Source organism: Methylomonas sp. AM2-LC, assembly GCF_039904985.1.
Classification (GTDB): domain Bacteria; phylum Pseudomonadota; class Gammaproteobacteria; order Methylococcales; family Methylomonadaceae; genus Methylomonas.
Genome location: NZ_CP157005.1, coordinates 2,917,693 through 2,941,034 on the forward strand (window position 1 = coordinate 2,917,693; position 23,342 = coordinate 2,941,034).

Here is a 23,342-nt window from a genome sequence, read left to right on the forward strand (position 1 = left end):
TTTTTTATTCAGTCACTCCGTCGACTCATCCAGGCGAAATCATCTTTGCCGGTTGAACGATAGCATCAAATTTGGCTTCATCAATAAGTCCGCTGGCGACAGCAGCTTCCCTCAGTGTGCTATGGTTATCCAAAGCCCTTTTGGCTATCAAAACTGCATTGTCATAACCAAGATCTGGCGCCAAAGCGGTTACCAACATGAGCGATTGCTCCATAAGCTGAGTAATTCGGTCTGTGTTCGGATGAATGCCAACCACACAATGATCCGTAAAACTGGTAATGGCTTCACTGAGCAATCGTATCGATTGCAAGACGTTATAAATGATTACAGGCTTAAAGGTATTGAGTTCCAAATGTCCTTGAGCTCCGGCAAAAGTCACCGTGGTGTGATTTCCGATAACTTGCGAGCAGACCATGGTTATCATCTCACACTGTGTGGGATTGACTTTACCGGGCATGATCGACGAGCCGGGTTCGTTTTCCGGCAGACTCAGCTCCCCCAATCCGGCGCGTGGACCGGAAGCGAGTAGACGAATGTCGTTGGCGATTTTATACAGTGTGACGGCGATACCGCTCAACACACCAGATATTTCCACCAATGCATCATGACTAGCCATCGCTGCGAACTTGTTGCTAACCGTGATGAATGGCATTCCTGTGTAGTTTGCCACTTGTTCGGCAAAAATTTCTGCGAATCCCGTTTTGGTATTTAGTCCGGTACCGACTGCTGTGCCGCCCTGAGCGAGAGGGTAGAGACGCGGCAAGCAATCAGTAATCCGAGCCAAACTGAGTTGTAACTGAGCTGTATAGCCGGAAAATTCTTGGCCCAATGTTAAGGGAGTTGCGTCCTGCAAATGGGTGCGACCAATCTTGATGATATCTGTCCAGGCCAGAGATTTGTCCGTCAACGCCTGATGTAAGTATTGTAGCGCTGGTATCAACAAATGATGGAGTTGTTCAACCGTAGCTATGTGCATCGCGGTTGGAAAAACATCGTTGCTTGATTGACTACAATTGCAGTGATCGTTTGGGTGAACAGGTGATTTTGATCCCAACACACCGCCCAGGCGCTCACTGGCTAAATTGGCGATTACCTCATTAGCATTCATGTTAGACTGAGTGCCGGAACCGGTTTGCCAGACTACAAGCGGAAAATTGTCGTCCAGTTTGCCGATTATGACATCCTGCGAGGCATCGGCGATGGCATTCGTGATGGTTTGATCGAGGCCATGCTGGACTGCGTTGCTTTGCGCCGCGCAATATTTAACAATTCCTAAAGCCCGAATGAGTGGCCTAGGCAAGCGTTCAATGCCGATTTGGAAATATTGTAGAGCTCGCTGGGTTTGGGCGCCCCAGTATTTGTCTGCGGGCACAGCAATAGATCCCATAGAGTCGCTCTCGATACGTGTGGCGCAAGATATTGGGTTCATTATCTATATACCTCTAATGTCATTATTTTAACACCTGTACTACTTATCCCTATTTGCTTGTATTTTGCGTTCATTGCCAATATGTCTACAGGAAAACAGCGTATAAAACTTTCAGAATCAACTCACTATTTTTTGATACTTATAGTTATTCTGATTTATTTAGGTTTTAAAGTTCAACGGTTATAAGGGCAAATATTTAAGGTTGCATCCCACTGAGTATCTCACCCAACCAAAAGCCACCTCGTCTTGTCCGCAGATTTGTACAATAGGGAAAACATTTATCACAGTCTGTACGGTAGATTACCTTCGGCATAGTTTGCGCCGGTATCCAGCCCAGATCAAGGAATGGGAGGATTGCGACCAATGACCACCATGGTGGCGTTTGTGCCGCAACTATGTTCGGCTTGGTATCGACTGATCCTGTAATTGCAATTATTATTTCAAATATTTTTCTCAGCTTTGCAGCTGACGAGACCGGAAACAGATACCTAACTTAAAATTTTTACACACAAAATCCATGAGGATTCATGATGAGCAAAGTTACAACAGCTGTGCTAAAACTATACAAAGCTCTTCCATTGGGGCTGTCTTTGCTGTTTTCTAACGCTTAAATCTCGAGGAAATACTCGCAAACGAAGGCGCTGCAACCCGGCAGATCGTCCAGATGATTAAGGAAGCTGTTCGCAGTGATGCAGCCAAAAATGGGTTAGCCTTGAGAGACGCTCACGCCAAAACCATGGATGTGTAAAAGCTGAATTTAAGGTGCTCGACAACTTGCCAGAGAAACTCCGGGTTGGTATCTTTCCAGAGCCATTGGAATAACGAATCCATGCCGGGAATGAGAAATCCTCTTCTCCGAATTTTCTGCGGGAAAATATGCAGAAACAGCTCGCTAAAGGCGAAGCGTGTTTTGACTTTATGGTACAGCTACGTACTCATCCTTCGGAAATGCCGATTGAGGATCCAACCATAGCGTGGAATGAAGTAATCGCTCCCTTCAACCGCGTAGCGCGTAGCGCTTATCACCATCCCCAAACAGCGGTTTATCTCTCCTAAGCAAGTGGCGTACTGCGAAAACCTGTCTTTCACACCTTGGCACTCAACTCCAGAACATAAGCCCTTAGGCGGTTAAAATCGAGTGCGTAAGACGGTTTACGCCACGGTGTCACGTGTACGCCATGAAAGTAACGGAGACTAACGCCTTGAACCCACACCAGAAGATACGATTTTTAAACAAAAATCTGAAGTTACCGCGACATCACTCCATTGGCATATCTATTTGAATCTTGCCTCGGAACACCAAATACTGATAGCCGCTGTAAACTAACATAATTGGAATTAAAAAACCAATACCTGCAAGCATGAATATTAAGGTTTTGCTCGAAGAGGCCGCTTGGCTCAAGCCCAAAGAAGCAGGGATCAAAAACGGATAATAGCCAATGGCTACTGCAGTAAAACCGGCCAGTGAAATGATGACACTCCAAAAAAAAGCTCTTATTTCAAAACGTCTTTGTAATGCGCTGAGCAACATAAAAAAAGCAAAGACAGCTAATAGAAGAAAGAAACTAATATAAGGCCCAGATAGATTATTCGCCCAGCGCGCTGCAAAATAGGGGTTGAAGCGGGGAATCCATATTATGACCGCAATCAGAATGGTTATTTGCAAAGCAGCTGCTACATAAGCTTGATAAATACATTTAACCTGAATCGAGCCTTCGGTCTTTATCATTAAATAGGTTGCACCCAACAAGGCATAACCTGAAACAACTCCAACGGAAACCAATAAAGAAAAGGGTGTAAACCATCCCCAAACCTTGCCCTGGTAGTTGCCGTCAAAAACAAGTAGTCCACCAATCAATCCTCCAAAGGCGATACCCTGGGCTAAACTCGCTAATACGCTGCTGTAGCCAAAGCCGAGATTCCACAAGGTTATGTCTTTTGCATGGTGACGAAACTCAAATGAGAAACCACGAAAAATAAGGGCAAATATCATCACCATAACTGGAACATATAGCGATTGTAATGTGATGGCGAAAACCAAAGGGAAAGCGCCGAATAATGCGCCGCCAAGCAATACCAGCCAGGTTTCATTCGCATCCCAGATACTTTCAAGACTTGTCATCATGATGGCGCGATGTTTGTCATTCCTGGTAAATAACGAAAGAATACCGACACCAAGGTCAAAACCATCTAAAACCACATATAAAAACAGCATCAGGCCAATAATAAGAAACCAGATATTGGCGAGTATCGTATGAATTTCATTGTCCATCTTTTATTAGCCCAAAATTATTGTTAATTAATTTCCAGTTTAACCTCATAACTAGGGTGTCAACGTCAAATCGGGGCCTTTTCGGATAATACGGCTGGCAAAAATCAGAAACAGTACAAACAGAATGCTGTAAACGACAATAAAAGCCAACAAAGTGCTTGCCACTACCGATGTCGGTAGCACGGATGCTGCGTCGCGGGTGCGCAATATGCCATAAATTACCCAAGGTTGACGGCCGACTTCTCTCACTATCCAGCCACATTCAGAAGCTAGATAACCCAGCGGAATGGCAGCTATCCATGCCCTTAGCAGTAAAGGATTATTCGCGATGAGTTCGACGGTTAGTCGCCCACTTATCCATGCGACAGCAGTCCACAGCATCACAGCTAAAAAATACATGCCAATAAGCACCATGAGACGAAAGCTATAAAAAATTAGTAAAATCGCCGGTGGTTGATCGCCTTTTAGAAAGGCTTTTAAACCTTGCACTTGGCCGTGCCTTTCACCGGTCGCTATCCAGCTTAATCCATTCGGAATAGCGATAGCCCAATCATTTTGTTGTTCCGCTTTATTAGGCCAAGTCAACAGATTCCAGGCCGCACCTTTATCATTTTCATTCGTATCCCAATGTGCTTCTAAAGCAGCTGCTTTTGCAGGTTGGTTTACGAATACCTCTTTGCCACTGTTATGCCCAATAAATATTTGCAATGGCACTACAAAAATTACGCCTAGAAAGGCAAGTTTAAAGGATTTAAGAAAGAAAGCCGTGTGCCTTTTATTAAGGATGTACCAGGCAGATAAACCACCCAAAACGAAAAGACTGGTCGCTAAACAGGCAAACCACATGTGAGAAACGCCCCAAGGCATGTTTTTATTAAAGATTGCATCAAAATAACTGTCTACCACTACCCGGTTATTTTCCAGATGAATGCCGTCAGGCGTCTGCATCCATGAATTGGCAACCAGAATCCAAAAGGCGGATAGCGATGCCCCTAAGGCCACCATACAGGTTGCAAACAGATGCATAATCGGAGGCACGCGCGTCCATCCAAACAGCATAATGCCGAGAAATCCAGCTTCCAACATAAAGGCCATAGCGCCTTCAAAGCCTAGAATGTTACCGAAAAACTCACCCGCCATGATGGAAAACCGCGACCAATTGGCGCCGAATTCAAACTCCATAGGCAGGCCGCTGATAACACCTACCGAAAAGTTGAGCAAAAATAATTTGGCCCAAAAATGCGCATGCCTATAACAATCGATATCCGCCGTTTTGAGCCAGAGTCCCTCAAAAACCACAAGAATAATAGAGAGACCCACGGTCATTAACGGCCATAAAATATGAAAAAGAGCAGTTACCGAAAACTGTAGGCGCGACAAAAAAACCGAGTCTTGCAGGATTTCCATCAGTATCTTTTTAGACAATATATTAATAGGCCTTGAACGACTCTCAACCGAAATCGCCGGAATTTTTGATGATTAAACAGGTAAAACTGAATATACTCAGTTCGGTGACGCACTTAGCTGGGTAGTTGAAATGTTCAAAGCATAGATTTGCTGCGATTAAAGCTCATCATCCACGAGCAATATCGACAAAAGATTAATTTTTCTGCTTTGCTATTCGCTACGCGCAAGCTCCGTGTCGTACTCAATGGCTTGGCTGCTTTCCTGGGTATGCCATATCAAACTGGTGAAATGGTCTAATAAAGCAGGATACTTCTAAAGACAGATTTATAATGTCAACAGTAGTGGCGCTGCTAGACCCTGTTATTCGGCGGCTAAGCAATGCGCGACCCTGTGTTGGCAGCTGGAATAGCTGTGATTCTGACCATATTATTGACTGAACGAAATATCCTTCACCATTTCGTCAGCACTATCCTAAGTGAGGGCGAACTCAACGATGCGCTAATTCTGGCTGCGGCAGCGCTCGTGCTGCTACCCCTCACACCAGATCAATACCTTGGGCGCTTCAATGCATTGAACCCGCGAACAATTTGGATAATTGTGATCATCATCATGTCCATTGGCGCGACAGGATACATCACCCTACGCGACACGGGGCCGCGTATTTGTCTTGCCATCAGTGGGTTTGCATCAGGTTTTGTGTCTAGTGTTGCCACGATTAGTTCAATGGGAGCCAGAGCCCATAGCCGCGAATGAGTCTAGTTTGTTGTGGGGAGCTGTCGCGGCTGCAGTTTTATCGACTGTGGCAACCGTGATTCAAATGAAGGTGTTGTTGGCGGCAACCAACCAGGCAACGCTGTCGGCATTATTGTTGCCTTTGACCTGTGCTGGTGTAATAGGATCCCTGTTGGAATTTGAGTACGGTTTGTGAAGCGTTTCTTAGGCTTCGCGCGTGCAATTCGCATAATTTCATACGCGATATTTTCGGGCGATAGGACAAAATCGACGCACCCAGTGTCAATTGCGCACTCTGGCATGTCAGGCTGGAGAGCCACACTAAGCTTCTGGGCGATGGTAATGCTTTATGTCACACAATGCTGCGGCCCCGTCGCAATCATAGCCCGAGACAATAACGGCAATAAGCTTACCTTTGGGAAATTTTTCATCAAGGAACCCTCAGTAGATTGTCGCCATGTTGATGTTTGGTTTATTCTTTCATCAGTGCCACTTCCTGATAAATTCACGTAACATCGCGACAACAAAGGATCAGCATATGTTCAGCTTCTGATATACGCTACCGCTATCCTAGGTAGGGTCAAGAACTGGTGCGCACACTTTAGATTCCGGTAATTTATTTATGACTTTAGTAGTAGGTCTCTCAATCCAGCTAACAGCATAATATTTCCAGCTCCACTTATTAATTTTCTCGTAACGAACAATCTATTTCATCCACGAGCGTGCACCAATCCGAATCCTCTGCTACCGCTTCCGCCAGGAACGCTGCCTGTGCTTCGTTCCAGAAATTGGCCTCAGACAAAGGAATAAAGCGAGGTAACGGTCTGTGCTTTTTAATAAAGGCATTAATCTGTTTCTCGTCTCCTGCTAAACCCAATTGAGTAAATAACATTTGTAACGTGTGTATTGAAGTATTCAATTAAATCCCCGGTAACTATTAATGCTTTACGCCAATGTCGGATTTAAGCGCCGCGATTATTAATTTTAATGAAATTCAAACATTCAATGATTATTTATATCATCATTAACATAGCCAACCACACCGGCTGTGGCGATAAAACGAAGAGCATCCTCAACAGAGATACCTATTTCTACAACATTTTCCCGTAACTTAATGACCGTTATATTATTAGGTGAAGTCATTCATTTATGCGCTTGGCGGACTTGTCGACCACTGCGCCATCGCCTGTTCTCCAGGACGATCTACTTTAACTTTTCCGCCAGCGGTTGAGCTTACCCAACTTACCGGAATGTAATGGTGTTGACCGGTCTTATCTTTATTCAGCTTAATGGTATTCGTCCCCTGCATATGATCGACAATGGCGAACTGCCCATCTTCAGAGCAAACAACGGGCATATCAGGCTTAATTTGGTCGGTATTAATCATAGCGTTTCTCCTGTTGACTCAGTCGGAAAGACCGAGTTAATTTAATTATTTGACGCTAACTCAGGCAATATTTGAGGACATTAGCTAGCTGTCGAACTTAAGCTGGTAGGCTCGAATTACAGTACATTAATACCGTGCGCATTCACTACATACCCCATTAAATCCCCTGGTAGGTGTTTTAAATATACAGACATGACTGAAATCGGTCTGTACGATTGCACACACACAATTGCTTGATTTTGGATGAATGTTCGACCTACTCTGCCGCACTGTTCGTCGCTATTTATTATTTTTATCGCAGCTCTTGCTCCGCCTGTTGCCACTCCTGTATGGCACGATCGTCCTGGCTACTCCTCTGCTTGTAGATTTCATTGGCACGCTTGGCGATCTGCGGTGTCATATTGTCAGGTTTCTTATTTAAAGGCGAGAGTGAAAAACAGCCGCTGTTGGATCATGAGTGTCGTCTTGACCATTTTAGCAGTCGAGGGTCTAGCCCGTTATAAAACGCAGCCAAGCCAGCCTTCCAGGCCATCGAACAGTGGCACCAGGAGGTGCATGCGCTGGCGGAAGGTTCAGGTACATGAGCGGAACTCAGAGTCACTGGAAAGGCTGGGCAAACTCCATCGCCTATAGAATGCCTTGCTTGAACAGTTAAATGCGCTAATTCAAAAATCCGTCTGTAGACTAAAAGTGGAATTGGGTCAGACGAACATGTCTCACGTCAGTAACTGTGTGTTTTAAGCAGCGCGACGTTTTCCTATTAAACCTATACCTAGTAACACAGAACTGAACAACCAGATAGCGGCAGGAACGGGCACAGGAGCGGCAACAACACCGGGACTGATAGCCCATACTAAGTATTGATGATCCATAGTTGCATAGCTCTGACTGTTAAACCAACCAGTAAAGGCCCATGCGCTATTGGGGTAAAAGGAATAATTGGACACTGTACTAGACCAATATCCAGAGTCACTTCGATTCGCGACTAGAATGCTTGAGCTGATTCCCGAAGGAGTTGCATTGTAAGCTTGACCATATAAGGTTACAGTGTTAGTCGGCAATACCCATTGGTCTGAATTGCCGTAAACAATACTATTTAGATAACCAACGAAGGCTTGTGCGCCCCACCAGTCCGCTGTACCATTTACATTAAAATCCGCATCCACTAAGTCATGGGTGCCGTTTATAGTCTGGACAACTCTGTTATTTGCTTGAATGATTGCATTGATTACACTAGTATATCCTTGATTTGTTTCCAAAGTCCCTAGCAAATTGGCATCTGATGTCCAGGTAACATTTGTACCACTCTCGTAGATTCCCAGACCATTATCGACAGCAGTAACTGTCGCTTGAGCGGTAATAGTATTTACGCTGAGAAGCAATGCAGTTGCCAGCAGGGCTTTTCCGTGTTGCATAGTGAATCTCCTAATTAAATAAAAAAACAGCGTTATTCAGTTGCTTTACCTTAAAGAATTGATGGTTATCAACTTGGCAGCTCATCTTAGCAGTAATTTGGGTAAATTTAAACAAACCACATAATGTAATTATTGGACGCCACTTTCCGCGTTGAGCACTGAAATGCTTTGAGTGCGTTTAGGAATTGATCAATCCCAATCAGAATACAAACTGAGCATACCTTCAAGTTAACACTTAGGCGAATCAAGCACCACTAAAATCAGGAACACCGCCAATACCCATCTCAATAAAAAGGTCTGTCAACTTGAAATGGAAACCTTACATCCCCTCTCCAATTACACAATAAATCATTCAGCTAATTGGACATTTCAACTTTGCTCAAGAGTGGACATTTTTACATTGCATTAACTTAGTAATTAGCAATAACGTATAACACCTGATTAAAATTTAACCTAAATTTACCTGTCCTTAACCCATCTTAACTTAGCAATAAATATAATCATTTACGCTATTTTACTTAAAGTTATTAACTTCAGGATTCAAGGTGACCTAAATGCAACTCTGTATAAAATATATGCTTATGTCGGCAACGCTGCTGACGTATCAGCCCGTATACGCTCACAATAATACGATCTCGGTGCCAGATGTTAGTATTGAAAAACCCGGAAACGCCGGAGTTAGCGTACATACCCATCTTAGACTGGTTTCCCCGCCAACTGGACAAGCAAGCTTCCACACTGCTGCTAATAAAGCAGCCATAAACAATTACACCGCACCTTATGCTGGCTATGGCTACCAAACCCCGGCGTCCATTGCTTGCATCTATGGCCTAGTGACGCAGAACAACAATTGCAATCCAAATAAAACCACAACAAATGTTGCAGCCCATACTGGTGTAAAAGCCATCGCCATTGTAGATGCGTATCATTATCCCTTCGCGCAAAGAGACTTAACTGTATTTTCTAATCAGTTCGGGCTACCAACACCTAGCTTACAAGTAGTATTTGCCAGTGGATCACAACCACCTATTGACCCTAATGGTTGGGAAGTTGAGGAAGCACTTGATCTGCAATGGGCGCATGCGTTAGCGCCCTCTGCCAAAATTTATCTGGTAGAAGCCGCCTCTTCGCAAATCTCCAGTTTGTTACAAGCAGTAAAAACCGCCACCAGCTTAGTGCAGGCCGCGGGTGGTGGTGTGGTATCCATGAGTTGGGGAAGTTCAGAATTTTCCGGTGAAACAAACTACGATAGTTATTTTAATAACACTAATGTTATTTATTTTGCCTCCAGTGGCGACAGTGCTGGCGTCAGCTGGCCTTGTGTTTCGCAAAACGTACTCTGCGTCGGCGGTACCAGTCTGCGCTTGTATAACAACAATACCACCAGTAATAGCGTGGGCGATTTTGATCAAGAAGTGGCTTGGGCTGATGGTGGCGGTGGTATTAGTGCTTATGCAGCAAAACCCAGTTACCAAAAAACCGCCGTCAGTAGCGGTAATTTTAGAGGGGTGCCGGATATTGCGTTAGCAGCCGATCCCAATTCCGGCGCATGGGTTTACTACACATCCTCTATCACTGGCCAAGGTGCATGGAACGTGGTGGGCGGTACCAGTTGGTCAAGCCCAATGGCTGCCGCCATGACGGTGAATGCCGGCACCAGCTCTACAACAACTGCGGCTGAAGCAGCAAAAATCTACGCCAGTAATTTTTCCACCTTGTTTACAGATACCACAGCAGGTTGGTGCGGGCCCTACTACGGATTAAATACAACAACGGGTTGGGATCCTTGTACGGGATTGGGTAGTTATTTTCACTATTAAGTAAAAGCATTTAGTTAATGCCGTTAATAGGGGTCGTTATATAGGCCCCTATTTTTAATAGCGCATATTATAAAAGCGAAGTGCACTACCTCAATTTAACCGCCAGTAAAGTGGTTAGTCTTTACGCACAAAACATACTTACCCGGTTATCACTGCACCATCCCCTACTCCGTATATTAATCATCAGAAGTAAATTTACGTAGATTGCCGTAAAACCTTAACTAGTTGGAACAGGGTTGGTTAATCAATCAGCCCCCTGCTGCCACTCCCAGCCGCCGCCCAATGCTTTATAAACCGCCACCAAAGCCGTGGAGGTATCGGTTTCGGTTAGCGCCAAGCGATCTTGCGATTCTAGCAGCCGCCGTTCGGCGTCCAGCACAGCTAAAAAGTCGAACAAACCATTTTGGTATCTTAGTCGGGCTAAACGCGCTGATTTTTCCGCTGCGCTAACTGCTTTGCGGAAATATTCGCGGCGTACTTGCAAGCGACCATAGTCTACCAGCGAGTTTTCAGTTTCCTCCAACGCCCGTAATACTGATTTTTGGTAATTGGCCGTATCTGCTTCAATTTGCGCGTCGGCAGCTTGCATGCGCGTATAAACCCGGCCCATGTCAAACGCCGCCCAGCGGATGCTGGGGCCGAAGGAATAGGTATCGCCTCCGGGCCCACCTAAACCAGAAAAATTACCGGCTTGTAGCGATATGTTGCCGATGAACTGCACTTTGGGGAAGAAATCGCCTATCACCACGCCCAATTTTGCGGTAGATGCCGCCAAGTTGCGTTCGGCAATGCGGATATCCGGGCGGCGTTGCAGCAATTTGTCCGGGTTACCAATGGCAACAATGGCCGGTGCGGCCGGTATCGGTTGCTCCGCTTCCAACCGACTATTGAGTTGCTCCGGCGTTAAGCCCAGCAACACCGCAAGTCGATGTATGTAGTGGCGAATGTTGGCTTCCAGCGGTGGTACGCTGGCCAGCGTCGAGTTTAATTGTTCTTCTGCACGCGCAACGTCCAGCGCGGTGCCGCGACCACCTTGCAGGGTGGTGACGGTGTATTTTAGCGTGGCTTGCTGATTAGTTGCGTTGTTACGCGCCACTTGCAGTTGGTGTTGAGTGCCACGCAATTCGAAATAATTGCGGGCGATTTCCGCAGTCAGGCTAACCATGGCGTCCCGGTACACCGCCTCCACCGATTCAGTTTGCGAAACTTGCGCTTCTATTGAGCGGCGAATCCGGCCAAAGAAATCCACTTCCCAGGTTGCGTCGAAGCCGGTGGTGAGTAAATCAAATTCCGGCCCTGGTTTGATACTGGAGCCGAATTGACCGATGCTGTATTGTTGGGTTTTTTCCGAGGCGCCCGCCGTCACGGTGGGAAATAGATCGAATTTGCTGAGCAGGCGCATGGCTCTGGCCTGACGTAGATTGGCAATGGCAATCTTCAGATCGGGATTGGAATGCAGGCCTTCGCTGACCAAGTGATTTAATTCTTCGTCATGGAATTGTTCCCACCAGCGGATTTCGGTATTTTCAAAGCTCATACCAGTTGGGGCAGCGTTGGCAAAATTTTCAGGCGTCCGCTGTTCCGGTTTTTGATAATCCGGTCCGACCAGAGGCGAGCAGGCGCTGAGCATTAGACAGAACACCAAACTAATAACTCGTGCTATCTGATCATTCGACATACCGGTGTACTCGCTGAATTTTTTCATATCGGCATCTATAGTTCGGAGGTATGTTGAGCTGAATCAGAGACGCTTTTTGCAGTAGTGCGAGTCTGGTTACGGTCTGCCAAACCTTGCAGCGCTGAGAAAAACACCGGGGTGAACATCAAGCCGAAAAAGGTAACACCCAGCATGCCGAAAAACACCGGCGTGCCCAGCGCCTGCCGCATTTCAGCACCAGCGCCGGTTGCAAACAGCAGCGGTAATACGCCCATGATGAAAGCCAAAGAAGTCATCAAAATAGGCCGGAAACGCAGCTTGCAGGCTTCTATCGCGGCGGTATAACGGTCGGCACCTTGTTCGTGCAGCGTTTTTGCAAATTCAACGATTAAAATGGCGTTTTTGCAGGCCAGCCCAACCAGTACCAGTAACGAAATTTGCGTGAAGACATTATTATCTCCGGAACGCAGCAATACGCCGGCCAATGCGCACATCAGCGTCATCGGCACGATCAGGATAATGGATAGCGGTAAAATCCAGCTTTCATACAGGGCTACTAGTACTAAAAACACCAGTAGGCTGGACAGCGCAAATACATAGATGGCGGCATCACCGGCCCGAATTTGCTGGAAAGTCAGGTCTGTCCATTCAAAATCCATAGATAACGGCAGAGATTTGCGAGCGATTTGCTCCATCAGCGTCGCCGCCTGTCCGGAACTAAAGCCGGGTGCCGGCGCGCCGTTGATTTCAGCGGACGGGAACATATTGTAATGCACTACCCTATCCGGCCCGCTGATTTCTGTGACTTTCACCAATTCGTCCAGTGGTGCCATTTCGCCGCGCGCGTTGCGGATTTTCAAACGGCCAATTTGCTCTGGCAAACGACGGAACGGACTGTCAGCTTGCGTGATGACTTGATAGGTGCGGCCGAATAAATTCAAATCGTTTACATAAAGTGAACCTAAATAAGTCTGCATGGTTTCGAAAATTTCGGTCATGGAGATGCCTTGCGATTTGGCTTTCACCCGGTCAATATCGGCGTACAATTGTGGGACGTTGTTCTGATAACTGGTAAACAAACCATCCAGTTCTGGCGATTGCCGTCCGGATTGCAACACTGCGCCCACCGCATTGTTTAACGCGGTAAAACCTTCATGACCGCGATCCTGAATTTGCATTTTGAAACCGCCCAAACTACCCAGTCCTAAAATCGGCGGCGGCGGAAATACGCCGATAAAAGCTTCGCGAATAGCCCCCATTTTGGGCTGTAATTCCGCTAGGATTTTTTGCGCAGACAATCCGTTCGCTACACGTTCTTCAAACGGTTTTAACGGCGCGAATATCGTGCCAGCATTTGAGGTATTGGCGCCGCTAACCACGGAAAAGCCAGGAAACGCAACCGCACCTTCAACACCGGGCTGCGCCAGCAAAACTTCGCTGGCACGCTTGATGACCTGGTTGGTTCGCTCCAGCGAAGCGGCTTCCGGCAATTGCGCAAACACCACCAGATAACCTTTGTCCTGCATCGGAATAAAACCAGCCGGCGTGATGTTAAATTCGTAACCGGTAAAACTTAATAGCACCAAATAAAGCAGACCGGCTACCAGACTGAAACGCAGTAAACGCCTTACCACATTGGCGTATACTTGCGAGGTTTTAACGAAAACGCGATTGAACAAACTAAAAAACCAGCCGAAACAGAAATTAATAGCCCGCGTCAGCAGATCCGGGGCCGTTCCATGCGGTTTAAGCAGCAGAGCCGCCAGCGCAGGGCTAAGCGTCAGCGAATTAAAAGCGGAAATTATTGTGGAAGAGGTAATGGTTAACGCAAATTGCTTATAAAATTGGCCGTTGATGCCCGCGACAAAAGCGGAAGGAATAAACACCGCCGCTAAAACCACCGTTATGGCGATAATGGGCCTTGTGACTTCGTTCATGGCTTGCCGGGTAGCGTCACGCGGCGAAAGGCCGGCTCCAATATTTCTCTCTACGTTTTCCACCACGACAATGGCGTCGTCCACAACGATGCCGATTGCCAAAATCAGCCCAAACAGCGACAAATTGTTGATGGTAAAACCCAGCCCGGACATGATGATAAATGTGCCAATGATGGATACCGGCACCGCCAACAGCGGAATGAGCGCCGCCCGCCAGCTTTGCAGAAACACCAGCACCACCAGTACCACCAGCAGCAGCGCTTCAAAGAAAGTATGCAGTACCGCATCCAGCGACTTTTCGACAAAAATAGTGGTGTCATATACGATTTTATAATCCACGCCTTCCGGAAAGCGTTTTTTGAGGTTTTGCATCGTGCTTTTGATTTGATGCGCGGTTTCCAATGCATTAGCGCCGGAGCGTAATGAAATCGGTATCGCCACCGCATCTTTATTGTCCAACTGGCTGCGCAGAGAATAGGTATTTGCGCCCAGTTCAATCCGCGCCACCTCTCTTAAGTGCACCACGGTTCCGCCTTCGCCGTATTTAACGATAATATCGCCAAATTCGTCTATTGTCGTCAGCCGCCCCATACTATTAATATTGAGCTGAAATTCTGCGCCGTTGTCCATCGGCTGCTGTCCGATCACGCCGGCTGCAACTTGGATGTTTTGTTCGCGTATGGCTTTAACGATATCGCTGGAACTAAGGTTCAGCGAGGCGATTTTTTCCGGATCCAGCCACACCCGCATGCTATAGCTGCCAGCACCGAAAGTGCGCACATCGCCAACACCGGGCAGGCGCAGTAATTGATCGCTGATGTTCAACAACGCATAGTTGGACAAATAAAGCTGATCGTAACGCTGGCTTGGTGAAATCAGATGGATCACCAGCAAAATATCCGGCGAGGATTTTTTGGTGGTGATACCCAGCCGACGCACGTCTTCAGGGAGTTTGGGATTGGCGTTCGACACCCGGTTTTGCACCTGCATTTGCGCGATGTCCAGATTGGTGCCAATTTCAAAAGTAATGGTCAGCGTCATCAAGCCGTCGCTGGTGGATTGCGAAGACATGTACAACATGTTTTCCACACCATTAATTTCCTGCTCTATCGGCGCGGCGACGGTTTCGGCGATGACCTTAGGATTGGCACCCGGATAATTGGCTGAAACGACTATGGTCGGTGGCGTAACTTCCGGGTATTGGCCGATAGGCAGCGACAGCATGGCGATAGTGCCGATCAACACAATGATGATGGACAACACGATCGCAAAACGCGGGCGATCGATAAAAAAGAAGGCAATGTTCATGAACCGGCTCCGGACTTGTCGGCGGCCATCGGCTCTTGATGCGGATTGACAGTCGCGCCTGGCTGCACATATTGCAAGCCATTGGTGACTATCCAATCCTTCGGCGATAAGCCGTCGGTGACAATGCGCAAGCCGTCGTATAAACGCCCGGTTTCAATGGGGCGGTATTGCGCGTGATGATCTTCAGAGACAACCATTACGTATTTTTTACCTTGATCCATGGCAATGGCGCGATCATTGATTAAAATCGCATTATGGACTTCACTGCCAGGTGCCCTCACCCGCGCGAACAAGCCCGGCCCTAATAAATCGTCCGGATTGCCGAACACGCCACGGGTGCGTATGGCACCTGTTTCCGGGTTGACTTGCGGATCTACATAATCAATGTAGCCTTTATGCGGAAAGCCTTTTTCATCGATCAAAGCCATTTCCAAAGGCACGCGTAAAGCGTTGGAACTTTGGCGCTTGCCGTCTATTTCCTGCCGCCGATATTTTAAAACCGAACGTTCGTCCATATCGACATAGACATAGATCGGATCAATGGAAACCAAGGTCGCCAATAAAGTGGTGTCAGCGCTGACCAAATTGCCTTCGGTAATGAGCTTGCGCGAGATGCGCCCGGATATCGGCGCACGGATTTGCGTGAAATCCACATTCAGTTCAGCCAATTCCACTGCGGCGTTGGCCGATTCAATAGACGATCCGGCCTGAAATAAATTCTTGCTGCGGGTGTCGAATTCTTCTTCGGAGATAGCTTGTTCTTTCAGCAGATTTTCTGCGCGCTGCAAATCGTTTTTTGCCAAATCTCGCCTGGATTTAGAACGCTCCACTTCCGATTTTGCCTGATGCAGTTGCGCCTGATAAGGGCGAGGATCGATGACAAATAGCAAATCGCCTTTATGCACCTTGCCGCCATCCTTAAACGATATTTGTTTCAAATAGCCAGACACTCGCGAGCGAATTTCCACAGACTCAACCGCTTGCAAACGTCCGGTGTATTCGTCCCACTCGACGATTTCTTTTTGCAAAGGTTGGCTAATGGCGACATCTGCTGGTGGAGGCGTTGCAGACTGGTTTGCAGTCCCGTTATTACATCCACTGGTTAAAACCATTAATGCCAATAGGTAGCTGGTAGAGCCATTCTTAAACAAATTTATGAACAATTTCATGTTTTTCATCCTACATACACTCATAGTTCCACTTGATTGCGGATTGTGATAACGACGGTAACTGCCACTCTTGCAAATAATTGTTGTGATCTGTCATTTAGGGTACTTTCTGGGGGGCTACCGATTTTAATGTTAGTATGGACTGATTGGACCCAGACCGTTACTGTTATTATCATCAGACTTCAACACATCTTCGTCTGGAACATTACCGTCATGAATCAAATAATTCCGCCTAGATTGGTATGCGTTTTTGAAAAACTCGTACCTATCGATAGCGGCTTCGGTGATGGTTTTTTCCAGCCCTAGGTTATTGGCTCGGGTATCTATGACTTTTAATGCGCCCAATCCGCCTGAAACGGCATAGGCGGTAGCTGAGGAAGACCCAAAATATACGCCCGTATAACTGATAGGATTCAATGCTGCATCACTTAATAGCCCGGCAAAACCGCGTGGCGAACTGGGTCCAAAGAATGGCAATACCAGATAAGGGCCGGATGGTATCCCCCAAAACCCTAAGGTCTGATCAAAATCTTCATGATGCTTGGTCAGATCGACCAGGGTGCCTACATCAATTAAACCGCAGACACCCACCGTAGAATTCACTAAAAATCGCGCACCATCCAAACCTGATTGCGAAAACTTACCCTGCAGGGCATCGTTTGCGATCACGTCGATATCGTCAAGATTACTAAAAAAATTACTTACCGCCTGATGAGCAAAATTTGGCATCACGCTATCATAGCCTTTGGCGACAGGTTTCATGACATAGTCATCTACACCGTCATTAAATGATTGTGCCCCCCTGTTCCAACTCTCCCATGGGTCTTTTGGATCAGAAACATGTATCGTTGCGCAACCGTTTAAAAAAGCGAACATAACGGTGACAATTAGGATGCCTGGCTGATTAAATGGCTTATTTGGCATGCTATTTACCTTTAATCTGGAAAGTCTGCTCATGACTCATTCCTGTCAGTTATTAAGAAAGGTTGCCCGGCTGAATCTTATAATTCATTAGTACAGTATTATGGAACTAACAAACTATCTTGTCAAGCCGTACTAATCAAATTACTCAGATTATGGGCAACGCAAAAAAACATAGGGATAACCAATCTCCCACTCACCTACTCGCTGTTTACCAAGTCTGGAATCAGTCGCAATAGCGTAATTTCTGAGGGTGCGCCAAAGCGTTTGGGCGGCCCCCAATAGCCAGTTCCCCTGCTGGTATACACCCAGAGCTGCCCTAGCCTATGCAGTCCGGCCGTGTACGGCTGCTGCAGAAACACGAATAGATTCCACGGCCAGAATTGCCCGCCATGAGTGTGTCCGGACAATTGCAGATCGAAGCCCGCCGCTGCCGCAGCAGGCGCGGTACGCGGCTGGTGAGCCAGCAATATTCTGGGGATGCCTTTCGGGCTACCGACCAACGCGGCAAGCGGGTCGCTTCGTTGCGCAGGATCAAAAAAATGCGCGCTGTAATCGGTTACCCCTGCAACGATCATGCGCCCGCCATCGTGTTCGATAACAACATGTTCGTTCATCAGACCCCGTAGACCCAGGCGCTGGAATTCCGCCATCCAATTTAACGCCCCCGAGTAATACTCGTGGTTACCCGTGACAACAAAAGCCCCATGCCGCGCCCTAAGTCTCGCTAAAGGCGCGGTATGAGCGGAAAGCTGTTTAACGTCGCCATCAACCACATCGCCGGTAATGGCAATAAGATCGGCATTCAAGCCATTGACGCGATCAACAATGGCGGCAACGTAGTCGCCCTTGATCGTCGCTCCGACATGGATATCGCTGAGCTGAACGATAGTGAATCCGGCCAGCTGTGCCGGCAAACCCACCAGCGGGATGTCGATACGGACCACCTGCGCCACTCGCCGGGCATTGACGAAACCGATAAGGGTTAATAGCCCCGCCGCCACGACTACAGCAATGGCCGTCGGGCTGGTCAACGACGGTGTCTGCGCCGAAAGCAAAAACATGTCGCGCAACAATGTCAGTACCAAAAGCGATGAGAATAGCCCCATGACCAGGGAACCTGCCCAACTGAATCGATCGGCCACTGATTGTTCCCGAACTAAAAAACGAGCAAACATTCCCAACGGTATTAGCAACGTGGAAAGACACAGCAGCACCCCACCGACCAACGTTCCCGTTAAACCGATGGGAAGCGCAGGCAGCAGACGCCAGCCGATGTAGGCATGAAGTCCAATCAGGATCGGCATCACGGTCCGCGCAAAGCGAACTAGTCGCTTTGTGAAATCGGTTGGCAAGGGTGCTTGCGGCGCTTCGAGCTGCGCAGCTACACTCCTGCTATTCGCCATGAGATGTCGGCCCGTCTACCGTTTTGTTTTCATCTTTATCCGGGCAACACCATTGGCCCCAACGGCTTTTGAAACGGCCTTTCAGTTGTTCCCGCTCTTCTGGTGTCATGCTTTCCCAACGTTGGCCGCGTTCCTTCCAACGTCCGTGCGTGTGGCAGCCACCAAACAGAATTTTGCTCAGCAGGAAAACACCCAGCGCCTGAAAATAGCCGATTTGCTGCGCGCCGGTAAACAGTTGCGGCATCAGCCAGTTCCACAGCAGCATAACCACCAAGCCTAAGGCGGCGATACCCGTGACAACCAGCAGCGTGATTTTGAAACATTTAGACTTGCATATTGGTGCAGCGTTTGAACAGTTCGTTTTCAATTTTGTTTCCTTTATCATGAAAGCTCGTCATAGAGCGGTTGCAACCGTGTACGCAGATGCTGCACGGCCAGTCTTTTCAATCCCAATAGGGTATTCAGGTTTTCGCCGCTTTGCTCGGCGAGTTCCTTGAAGCTAAGCCCATCCAGCTCATGGGCAATGAATACTTCGCGTTGCCTGGCTGGCAACTCATCCAGCGCCACCGAGATGGCCTCCAGTAACATAGCTCTCGCATAGTAGGTTTCCGGTTCGCTATCCAATGCCGGTAAAGTCTGCTCAAGCCAATAACCTTCTTCACTATCCTCCGCAGTTGCCAAAGCCTCCGGCAAGGGCTGCTCGCGTTTCTTGCGGAACCGGTCTATGATGCGATTGCGGGCGACGCGAAACAACCAAGCGCCTATTTGCTCTATAGGTTCCGGCAAGCGATAAGCCTCGACCAGCTCAAAAAACACTTCTTGCAGAATGTCTTCCGCATCCTCAGGATCGGGTACGCGCTGACGAATAAAATTACCCAGCCGCCAGCGCTCCCGTGCGATGGTTTCAGTCAGGTGCTGGTTCTGTTCAGTCATCAGTGTCTGCGGTTCATTAGTAAATGGGTCGGTAAGCGATGTATTCATACTGATGTAGACGTATCATCGGCCAAAATATTGTGAAAAAGAAAAAAAATATTCTGGCGAATGATTGGTATTGGTGGTGCAATCACATGTCTCTAGTTGGCGGGGCTTAGGCTTCCACGGGCTCACATTCCGTTTAGAAGCGTAAACAAAGAATGTGCGCCATAAAAGAACCAGATGGCAATACCCGCATTAAAAACAGCACAGCCAAGGGAAGCAAGGAAAAGTGCTACTACAGTTACATGAGTAAGTGTGGTAGCAAGATCTGGAAATATCTAAAAGAATAGCCGCTTAATAAGCGCCGATATAATCCATTTTTCCTATTTCTACGCCGTTATGCCGCAAAATGGCATAAGCCGTAGTCAGGTGGAAATAAAAGTTTGGGTATACAAAGTTCAACAAATACGCTTGGCCTAAAAAATGAAATTCTCTACTACCAAATTTCAAGGTAATGTTGCGTCCTTCACTGCCGTCGATTTGCTCAGCAGTCACGCTTTGTATAAATGCCACAGTCTTGGCTATACGCGCTTGTAACTCGGCGAAGCTTGCTTCGTTGTCTTCGTAGCTTGGCACCTCTATCCCGGCTAGTCTGGCCGCGCAACCTTTTACTACATCGGTGGCAATTTGTACTTGCCGGCTTAGCGGATACATATCCGGCGCTAAGCGAGCATTAACAAATATAGACGGATCGATTTTCTTTGCTTCGGCATGGGCAGCGGCTTTGTAGAGTATCGCTGATAAATTGCCTAACATACGAACTAATACCGGGATTGAGGCTTGGTATAGGGTTAATGACATATGATTACTCCAGTGAAAAAATAGATGGTTAGTCAATAAACTGATTACTTAAGCGGCAAGCGTAACTGTTGGGAAGTCGGTATAACCTTTTGCCCCAATATCCGCATACCAAACGTCCATTTCCGCATCCGCATTCAATTCCAGATTATGTTGGAAGCGGACAACCAAATCAGGGTTGGAGATAAACGGCCTGCCGAAAGCGATCAAATCCGCGTCGCCGTCTTGCAGCCTTTGCTCCGCCAGTTCCTTGGTATAACCACAGTTGCCGATGATACAGCCAGGATAGACTTTTTTTAACTCAGCCAAGGTTATCGGTTCGCCCAAGCCATGAAAACCGAAAGCCAGCCCGTCCATAACATGCAGGTATGCCAATTCATGTTTAGCCAATTCTTGAGCGGTATATAAAAACTGTTCGCGATAATCTTCAGAGCCCATATCGTTGAATACGCCGTTGGGTGATAGCCTAACCCCTATTTTGTCGGCATCCCATACTTGCTTGACCGCAGCTAAAATTTCTAATAAAAATCGTGTTCTGTTTTCTATGGAACCGCCGTATTCATCGCTACGCTGGTTGGTTTTGCTTTGCAGGAATTCATCAATCAGATAACCGTTGGCGGCGTGTATTTCAATGCCATCAAAACCCGCCACTTTCGCCCGTCTAGCTGCGCTTTGGTAATCCAAAACGATTTGTTTCACTTCTGCGGTTTCCAGCGCCCGTGGTGTCTCGTAAGCTTGTTTACCGCTGGGCGTATGGATATAGTCACCATTGAGTATGATAGCGGAAGGCGCGACAGGCAGGCCAGTCTCAGGATGGAAGCTGGTGTGCGATGCTCTGCCGCAATGCCAGAGCTGGAGAAAAATTTTTCCACCTTGGTCATGTACCGCTTTGGTAGTCAGCTGCCAGGCTTGGGCTTGCTCGTCGGTATAAATGCCGGGGTTGTTGAGAAATCCCAAACCTTGCACAGAAATGCTGGTTGCCTCAGAAATTAGTAAGCCAGCATCGGCGCGTTGCGCATAATATTCTGCCATCAACGCATTTGGCAACCTTGCTGCACCAGCCCGCGATCGTGTCAAAGGAGCCAACACTATTCTGTTGGCTAACAGATTATCCCCAAACTTTAGTTTTTCAAAAAGTTTCATAATTTACCTACCATAAGAAAATGAGCGTTAAGTTTTATATAAGTTCACAACAATGCTTTTTAAATTAAACGGACACCATGCCACCATCGACATACAAATCGATACCGGCCACATAACTGCTGTCGGAAGAAGCCAGGAACAGCACGGCTTGGGCAATTTCGTCCGGGCGACCAAAACGACCTAAAGGCACTTGTGTGCTTATGTTTTCGCCGAATGCTTCAATCTGTTCAACTGATAAACCCATTTTGTCAAAGATTGGTGTTTCAATGGGGCCGGGACTCACCACATTGACACGAATTTTACGTGCCTTTAATTCAGCCGTCCAAGTGCGGGCAAAAGAACGAACGGCAGCTTTGCTCGCGGCATAAACCCCAAAACCTTCAAAGCCAACCGTATTAACCACTGAAGAGTTAAGAATCACCGAACCGCCGTCCACCAGCAACGGTAATGCTTTCTGAACGGTAAACAGCAAGCCTTTGACGTTAATGCCAAAAGTTTTGTCGAAATGCTCTTCCGTTACCGCTTCGATAGGTGATGGTTCTGCTATGCCTGCATTGGCAAATACGATATCGATATGACCAAATTTAGCTTTAACTTCGGCATAAAGCTTATCAAGGTCTGCCATATTTGAGACGTCGCCTTGAATGCCAATTGCATTACCGCCGATTTCAGCAACCGCTGTATTGATTTCCGCTAGCCTGCGACCCGTAATAACGACAGTAGCACCCTCTTTTGCGAATAATTTGGCTGTCGCCAAGCCGATACCGCTATTACCGCCTGTGATTACGGCGATTTTTCCAGATAGTTTGCTCATAAGTTAAACCCTGTAAGTTAAAAAAGATGCTGAAATGAATTCAATAATTCATTTGTGCAGGATTATGGAACTAATAAACAATAATGTCAACACCCCCTCACTTAGTGAGTGTTGGCAAAATCAAACATAGTAATTTCCAACGATAGTTTAGCATTTTGCCCAATGGCTAACTTGCTATCAACGGCTGCATCCAGGTTGCGTTAACTCCAATATTACATTAATACAGAATTAGTGAACAAATAAACAACAATGTCAGGCTATGTTATGATAAAAGATATGAGAACCCCTTATCATCCAAACATTGAAGAAATTACGGTTGAAGGCATCCTGCATGCTTTTTCCGATCCTGTACGCATAGAAATATACGCCAATCTGGCCGCTTCAGCATGCGCCAAGAATTGTTCAACCTTTTTAAACATACAAAAGCGAGTATTGCCTAAATCGACATTATCCCAGCACTTCCGCATCTTGCGCGAGGCAGGGCTGGTCCGCAGCGAGCGTAAAGGCGTCGAGCTTATCAATTCAATACGCTGGGAAGACCTGAAAGAACGCTTTGGTCCTATGATTCTGGCAATTGTCGATGCCTATTCGAAGCAACAAAAAAACCATTCAATATCTTAATATCTGGGGTTGTTGTGCAAACCCTGTGTTTCCAGTGAGAAAACACGCATACTCGAAATCCTGCGGTCGCTAAAATTAGTAAAATTGGGGCAACGTGTTCAGATAAAATATCTTCAGAATTGCCTACCTGC

The 23,342-nt window shown here is 47.0% G+C and carries 21 protein-coding genes; 4 read left to right on the forward strand and 17 right to left on the reverse strand.

Features of this window, described 5'->3' with window-relative positions:
• Positions 1-25: 25 nt before the first annotated feature.
• Positions 26-1,429, reverse strand: a complete 1,404-nt coding sequence (fumC, locus tag ABH008_RS13150) for a class II fumarate hydratase (protein ID WP_347986076.1) — start codon at positions 1,427-1,429, stop codon at positions 26-28.
• Positions 1,430-2,305: 876 nt separating this feature from the next.
• On the opposite strand from fumC, the gene ABH008_RS13155 reads away from it, so the two are divergent.
• On the forward strand, positions 2,306-2,485 hold the full coding sequence (locus tag ABH008_RS13155; RefSeq protein ID WP_347986077.1) for a hypothetical protein: 180 nt from the start codon (positions 2,306-2,308) through the stop codon (positions 2,483-2,485).
• A gap of 202 nt (positions 2,486-2,687) precedes the next feature.
• Here the strand turns inward: ABH008_RS13155 and cydB are convergent, their stop codons facing one another.
• Both cydB and ABH008_RS13165 read right to left on the reverse strand, forming a co-directional pair.
• Positions 2,688-3,701 carry a cytochrome d ubiquinol oxidase subunit II gene (gene cydB, locus ABH008_RS13160; protein WP_347986078.1) on the reverse strand — a complete coding sequence of 338 codons (1,014 nt, stop codon included), beginning with the start codon at positions 3,699-3,701 and terminating at the stop codon, positions 2,688-2,690.
• Between the two features lie 51 nt (positions 3,702-3,752).
• Entirely contained in the window at positions 3,753-5,108 is a 1,356-nt protein-coding gene (locus tag ABH008_RS13165) for a cytochrome ubiquinol oxidase subunit I (protein WP_347986079.1), read from the reverse strand.
• A gap of 378 nt (positions 5,109-5,486) precedes the next feature.
• Between ABH008_RS13165 and ABH008_RS13170 the strand changes: the two genes are divergently transcribed.
• Complete coding sequence (locus ABH008_RS13170) at positions 5,487-5,861, forward strand: DUF4010 domain-containing protein (RefSeq protein ID WP_347986080.1); 375 nt, start codon at positions 5,487-5,489, stop codon at positions 5,859-5,861.
• A gap of 661 nt (positions 5,862-6,522) precedes the next feature.
• Here ABH008_RS13170 and ABH008_RS13175 read toward each other — a convergent pair.
• The 4 genes from ABH008_RS13175 to ABH008_RS13190 all read right to left on the reverse strand — a co-directional run bounded on the left by ABH008_RS13175 (position 6,523) and on the right by ABH008_RS13190 (position 8,642).
• Positions 6,523-6,759, reverse strand: a complete 237-nt coding sequence (locus ABH008_RS13175; protein ID WP_347986081.1) for a DUF2789 domain-containing protein — start codon at positions 6,757-6,759, stop codon at positions 6,523-6,525.
• 83 nt (positions 6,760-6,842) lie between these two features.
• Complete coding sequence (locus tag ABH008_RS13180; RefSeq protein WP_347986082.1) at positions 6,843-6,983, reverse strand: hypothetical protein; 141 nt, start codon at positions 6,981-6,983, stop codon at positions 6,843-6,845.
• A 4-nt stretch (positions 6,984-6,987) separates the two neighbouring features.
• The gene (locus tag ABH008_RS13185) at positions 6,988-7,227 is read right to left on the reverse strand and encodes a DUF2171 domain-containing protein (protein WP_347986083.1); all 240 of its coding nucleotides are present in this window, start codon (positions 7,225-7,227) and stop codon (positions 6,988-6,990) included.
• Between the two features lie 737 nt (positions 7,228-7,964).
• Complete coding sequence (locus ABH008_RS13190) at positions 7,965-8,642, reverse strand: hypothetical protein (RefSeq protein ID WP_347986084.1); 678 nt, start codon at positions 8,640-8,642, stop codon at positions 7,965-7,967.
• Positions 8,643-9,196: 554 nt separating this feature from the next.
• Here ABH008_RS13190 and ABH008_RS13195 point away from each other — a divergent pair.
• Complete coding sequence (locus tag ABH008_RS13195; RefSeq protein ID WP_347986085.1) at positions 9,197-10,462, forward strand: S53 family peptidase; 1,266 nt, start codon at positions 9,197-9,199, stop codon at positions 10,460-10,462.
• Between the two features lie 244 nt (positions 10,463-10,706).
• Here ABH008_RS13195 and ABH008_RS13200 read toward each other — a convergent pair whose 3' ends face one another.
• The 10 genes from ABH008_RS13200 to ABH008_RS13245 all read right to left on the reverse strand — a co-directional run bounded on the left by ABH008_RS13200 (position 10,707) and on the right by ABH008_RS13245 (position 22,590).
• Positions 10,707-12,167 carry an efflux transporter outer membrane subunit gene (locus ABH008_RS13200; protein ID WP_347986086.1) on the reverse strand — a complete coding sequence of 487 codons (1,461 nt, stop codon included), beginning with the start codon at positions 12,165-12,167 and terminating at the stop codon, positions 10,707-10,709.
• Positions 12,168-12,175: 8 nt separating this feature from the next.
• Complete coding sequence (locus tag ABH008_RS13205; protein ID WP_347986087.1) at positions 12,176-15,364, reverse strand: multidrug efflux RND transporter permease subunit; 3,189 nt, start codon at positions 15,362-15,364, stop codon at positions 12,176-12,178.
• Complete coding sequence (locus ABH008_RS13210; RefSeq protein ID WP_347986088.1) at positions 15,361-16,533, reverse strand: efflux RND transporter periplasmic adaptor subunit; 1,173 nt, start codon at positions 16,531-16,533, stop codon at positions 15,361-15,363. The genes ABH008_RS13205 and ABH008_RS13210 overlap by 4 nt, the downstream gene beginning before the upstream one ends.
• A 132-nt stretch (positions 16,534-16,665) precedes the next feature.
• The gene (locus ABH008_RS13215; RefSeq protein ID WP_347986089.1) at positions 16,666-17,457 is read right to left on the reverse strand and encodes a VacJ family lipoprotein; all 792 of its coding nucleotides are present in this window, start codon (positions 17,455-17,457) and stop codon (positions 16,666-16,668) included.
• Positions 17,458-17,654: 197 nt separating this feature from the next.
• Entirely contained in the window at positions 17,655-18,761 is a 1,107-nt protein-coding gene (locus ABH008_RS13220) for a metallophosphoesterase (protein WP_347986090.1), read from the reverse strand.
• A gap of 88 nt (positions 18,762-18,849) precedes the next feature.
• Entirely contained in the window at positions 18,850-19,245 is a 396-nt protein-coding gene (locus tag ABH008_RS13225; RefSeq protein WP_347986091.1) for a hypothetical protein, read from the reverse strand.
• Positions 19,242-19,793 (reverse strand): sigma-70 family RNA polymerase sigma factor, encoded by a 552-nt coding sequence (locus ABH008_RS13230; RefSeq protein ID WP_347986092.1) that lies wholly within the window; start codon positions 19,791-19,793, stop codon positions 19,242-19,244. Before ABH008_RS13230 ends, ABH008_RS13225 begins: the two co-directional genes overlap by 4 nt.
• 336 nt (positions 19,794-20,129) lie before the next feature.
• Positions 20,130-20,636 (reverse strand): DUF1993 domain-containing protein, encoded by a 507-nt coding sequence (locus ABH008_RS13235; protein ID WP_347986093.1) that lies wholly within the window; start codon positions 20,634-20,636, stop codon positions 20,130-20,132.
• A 48-nt stretch (positions 20,637-20,684) separates the two neighbouring features.
• A complete protein-coding gene (locus tag ABH008_RS13240) occupies positions 20,685-21,776 on the reverse strand; it encodes an alkene reductase (RefSeq protein ID WP_347986094.1) in 1,092 nt (363 codons plus the stop codon).
• A gap of 64 nt (positions 21,777-21,840) precedes the next feature.
• A complete protein-coding gene (locus ABH008_RS13245) occupies positions 21,841-22,590 on the reverse strand; it encodes an SDR family oxidoreductase (RefSeq protein ID WP_347986095.1) in 750 nt (249 codons plus the stop codon).
• Between the two features lie 264 nt (positions 22,591-22,854).
• Here ABH008_RS13245 and ABH008_RS13250 point away from each other — a divergent pair, with 264 nt between their 5' ends.
• Positions 22,855-23,211 (forward strand): helix-turn-helix domain-containing protein, encoded by a 357-nt coding sequence (locus ABH008_RS13250; RefSeq protein ID WP_347986096.1) that lies wholly within the window; start codon positions 22,855-22,857, stop codon positions 23,209-23,211.
• Positions 23,212-23,342 lie beyond the last annotated feature (131 nt).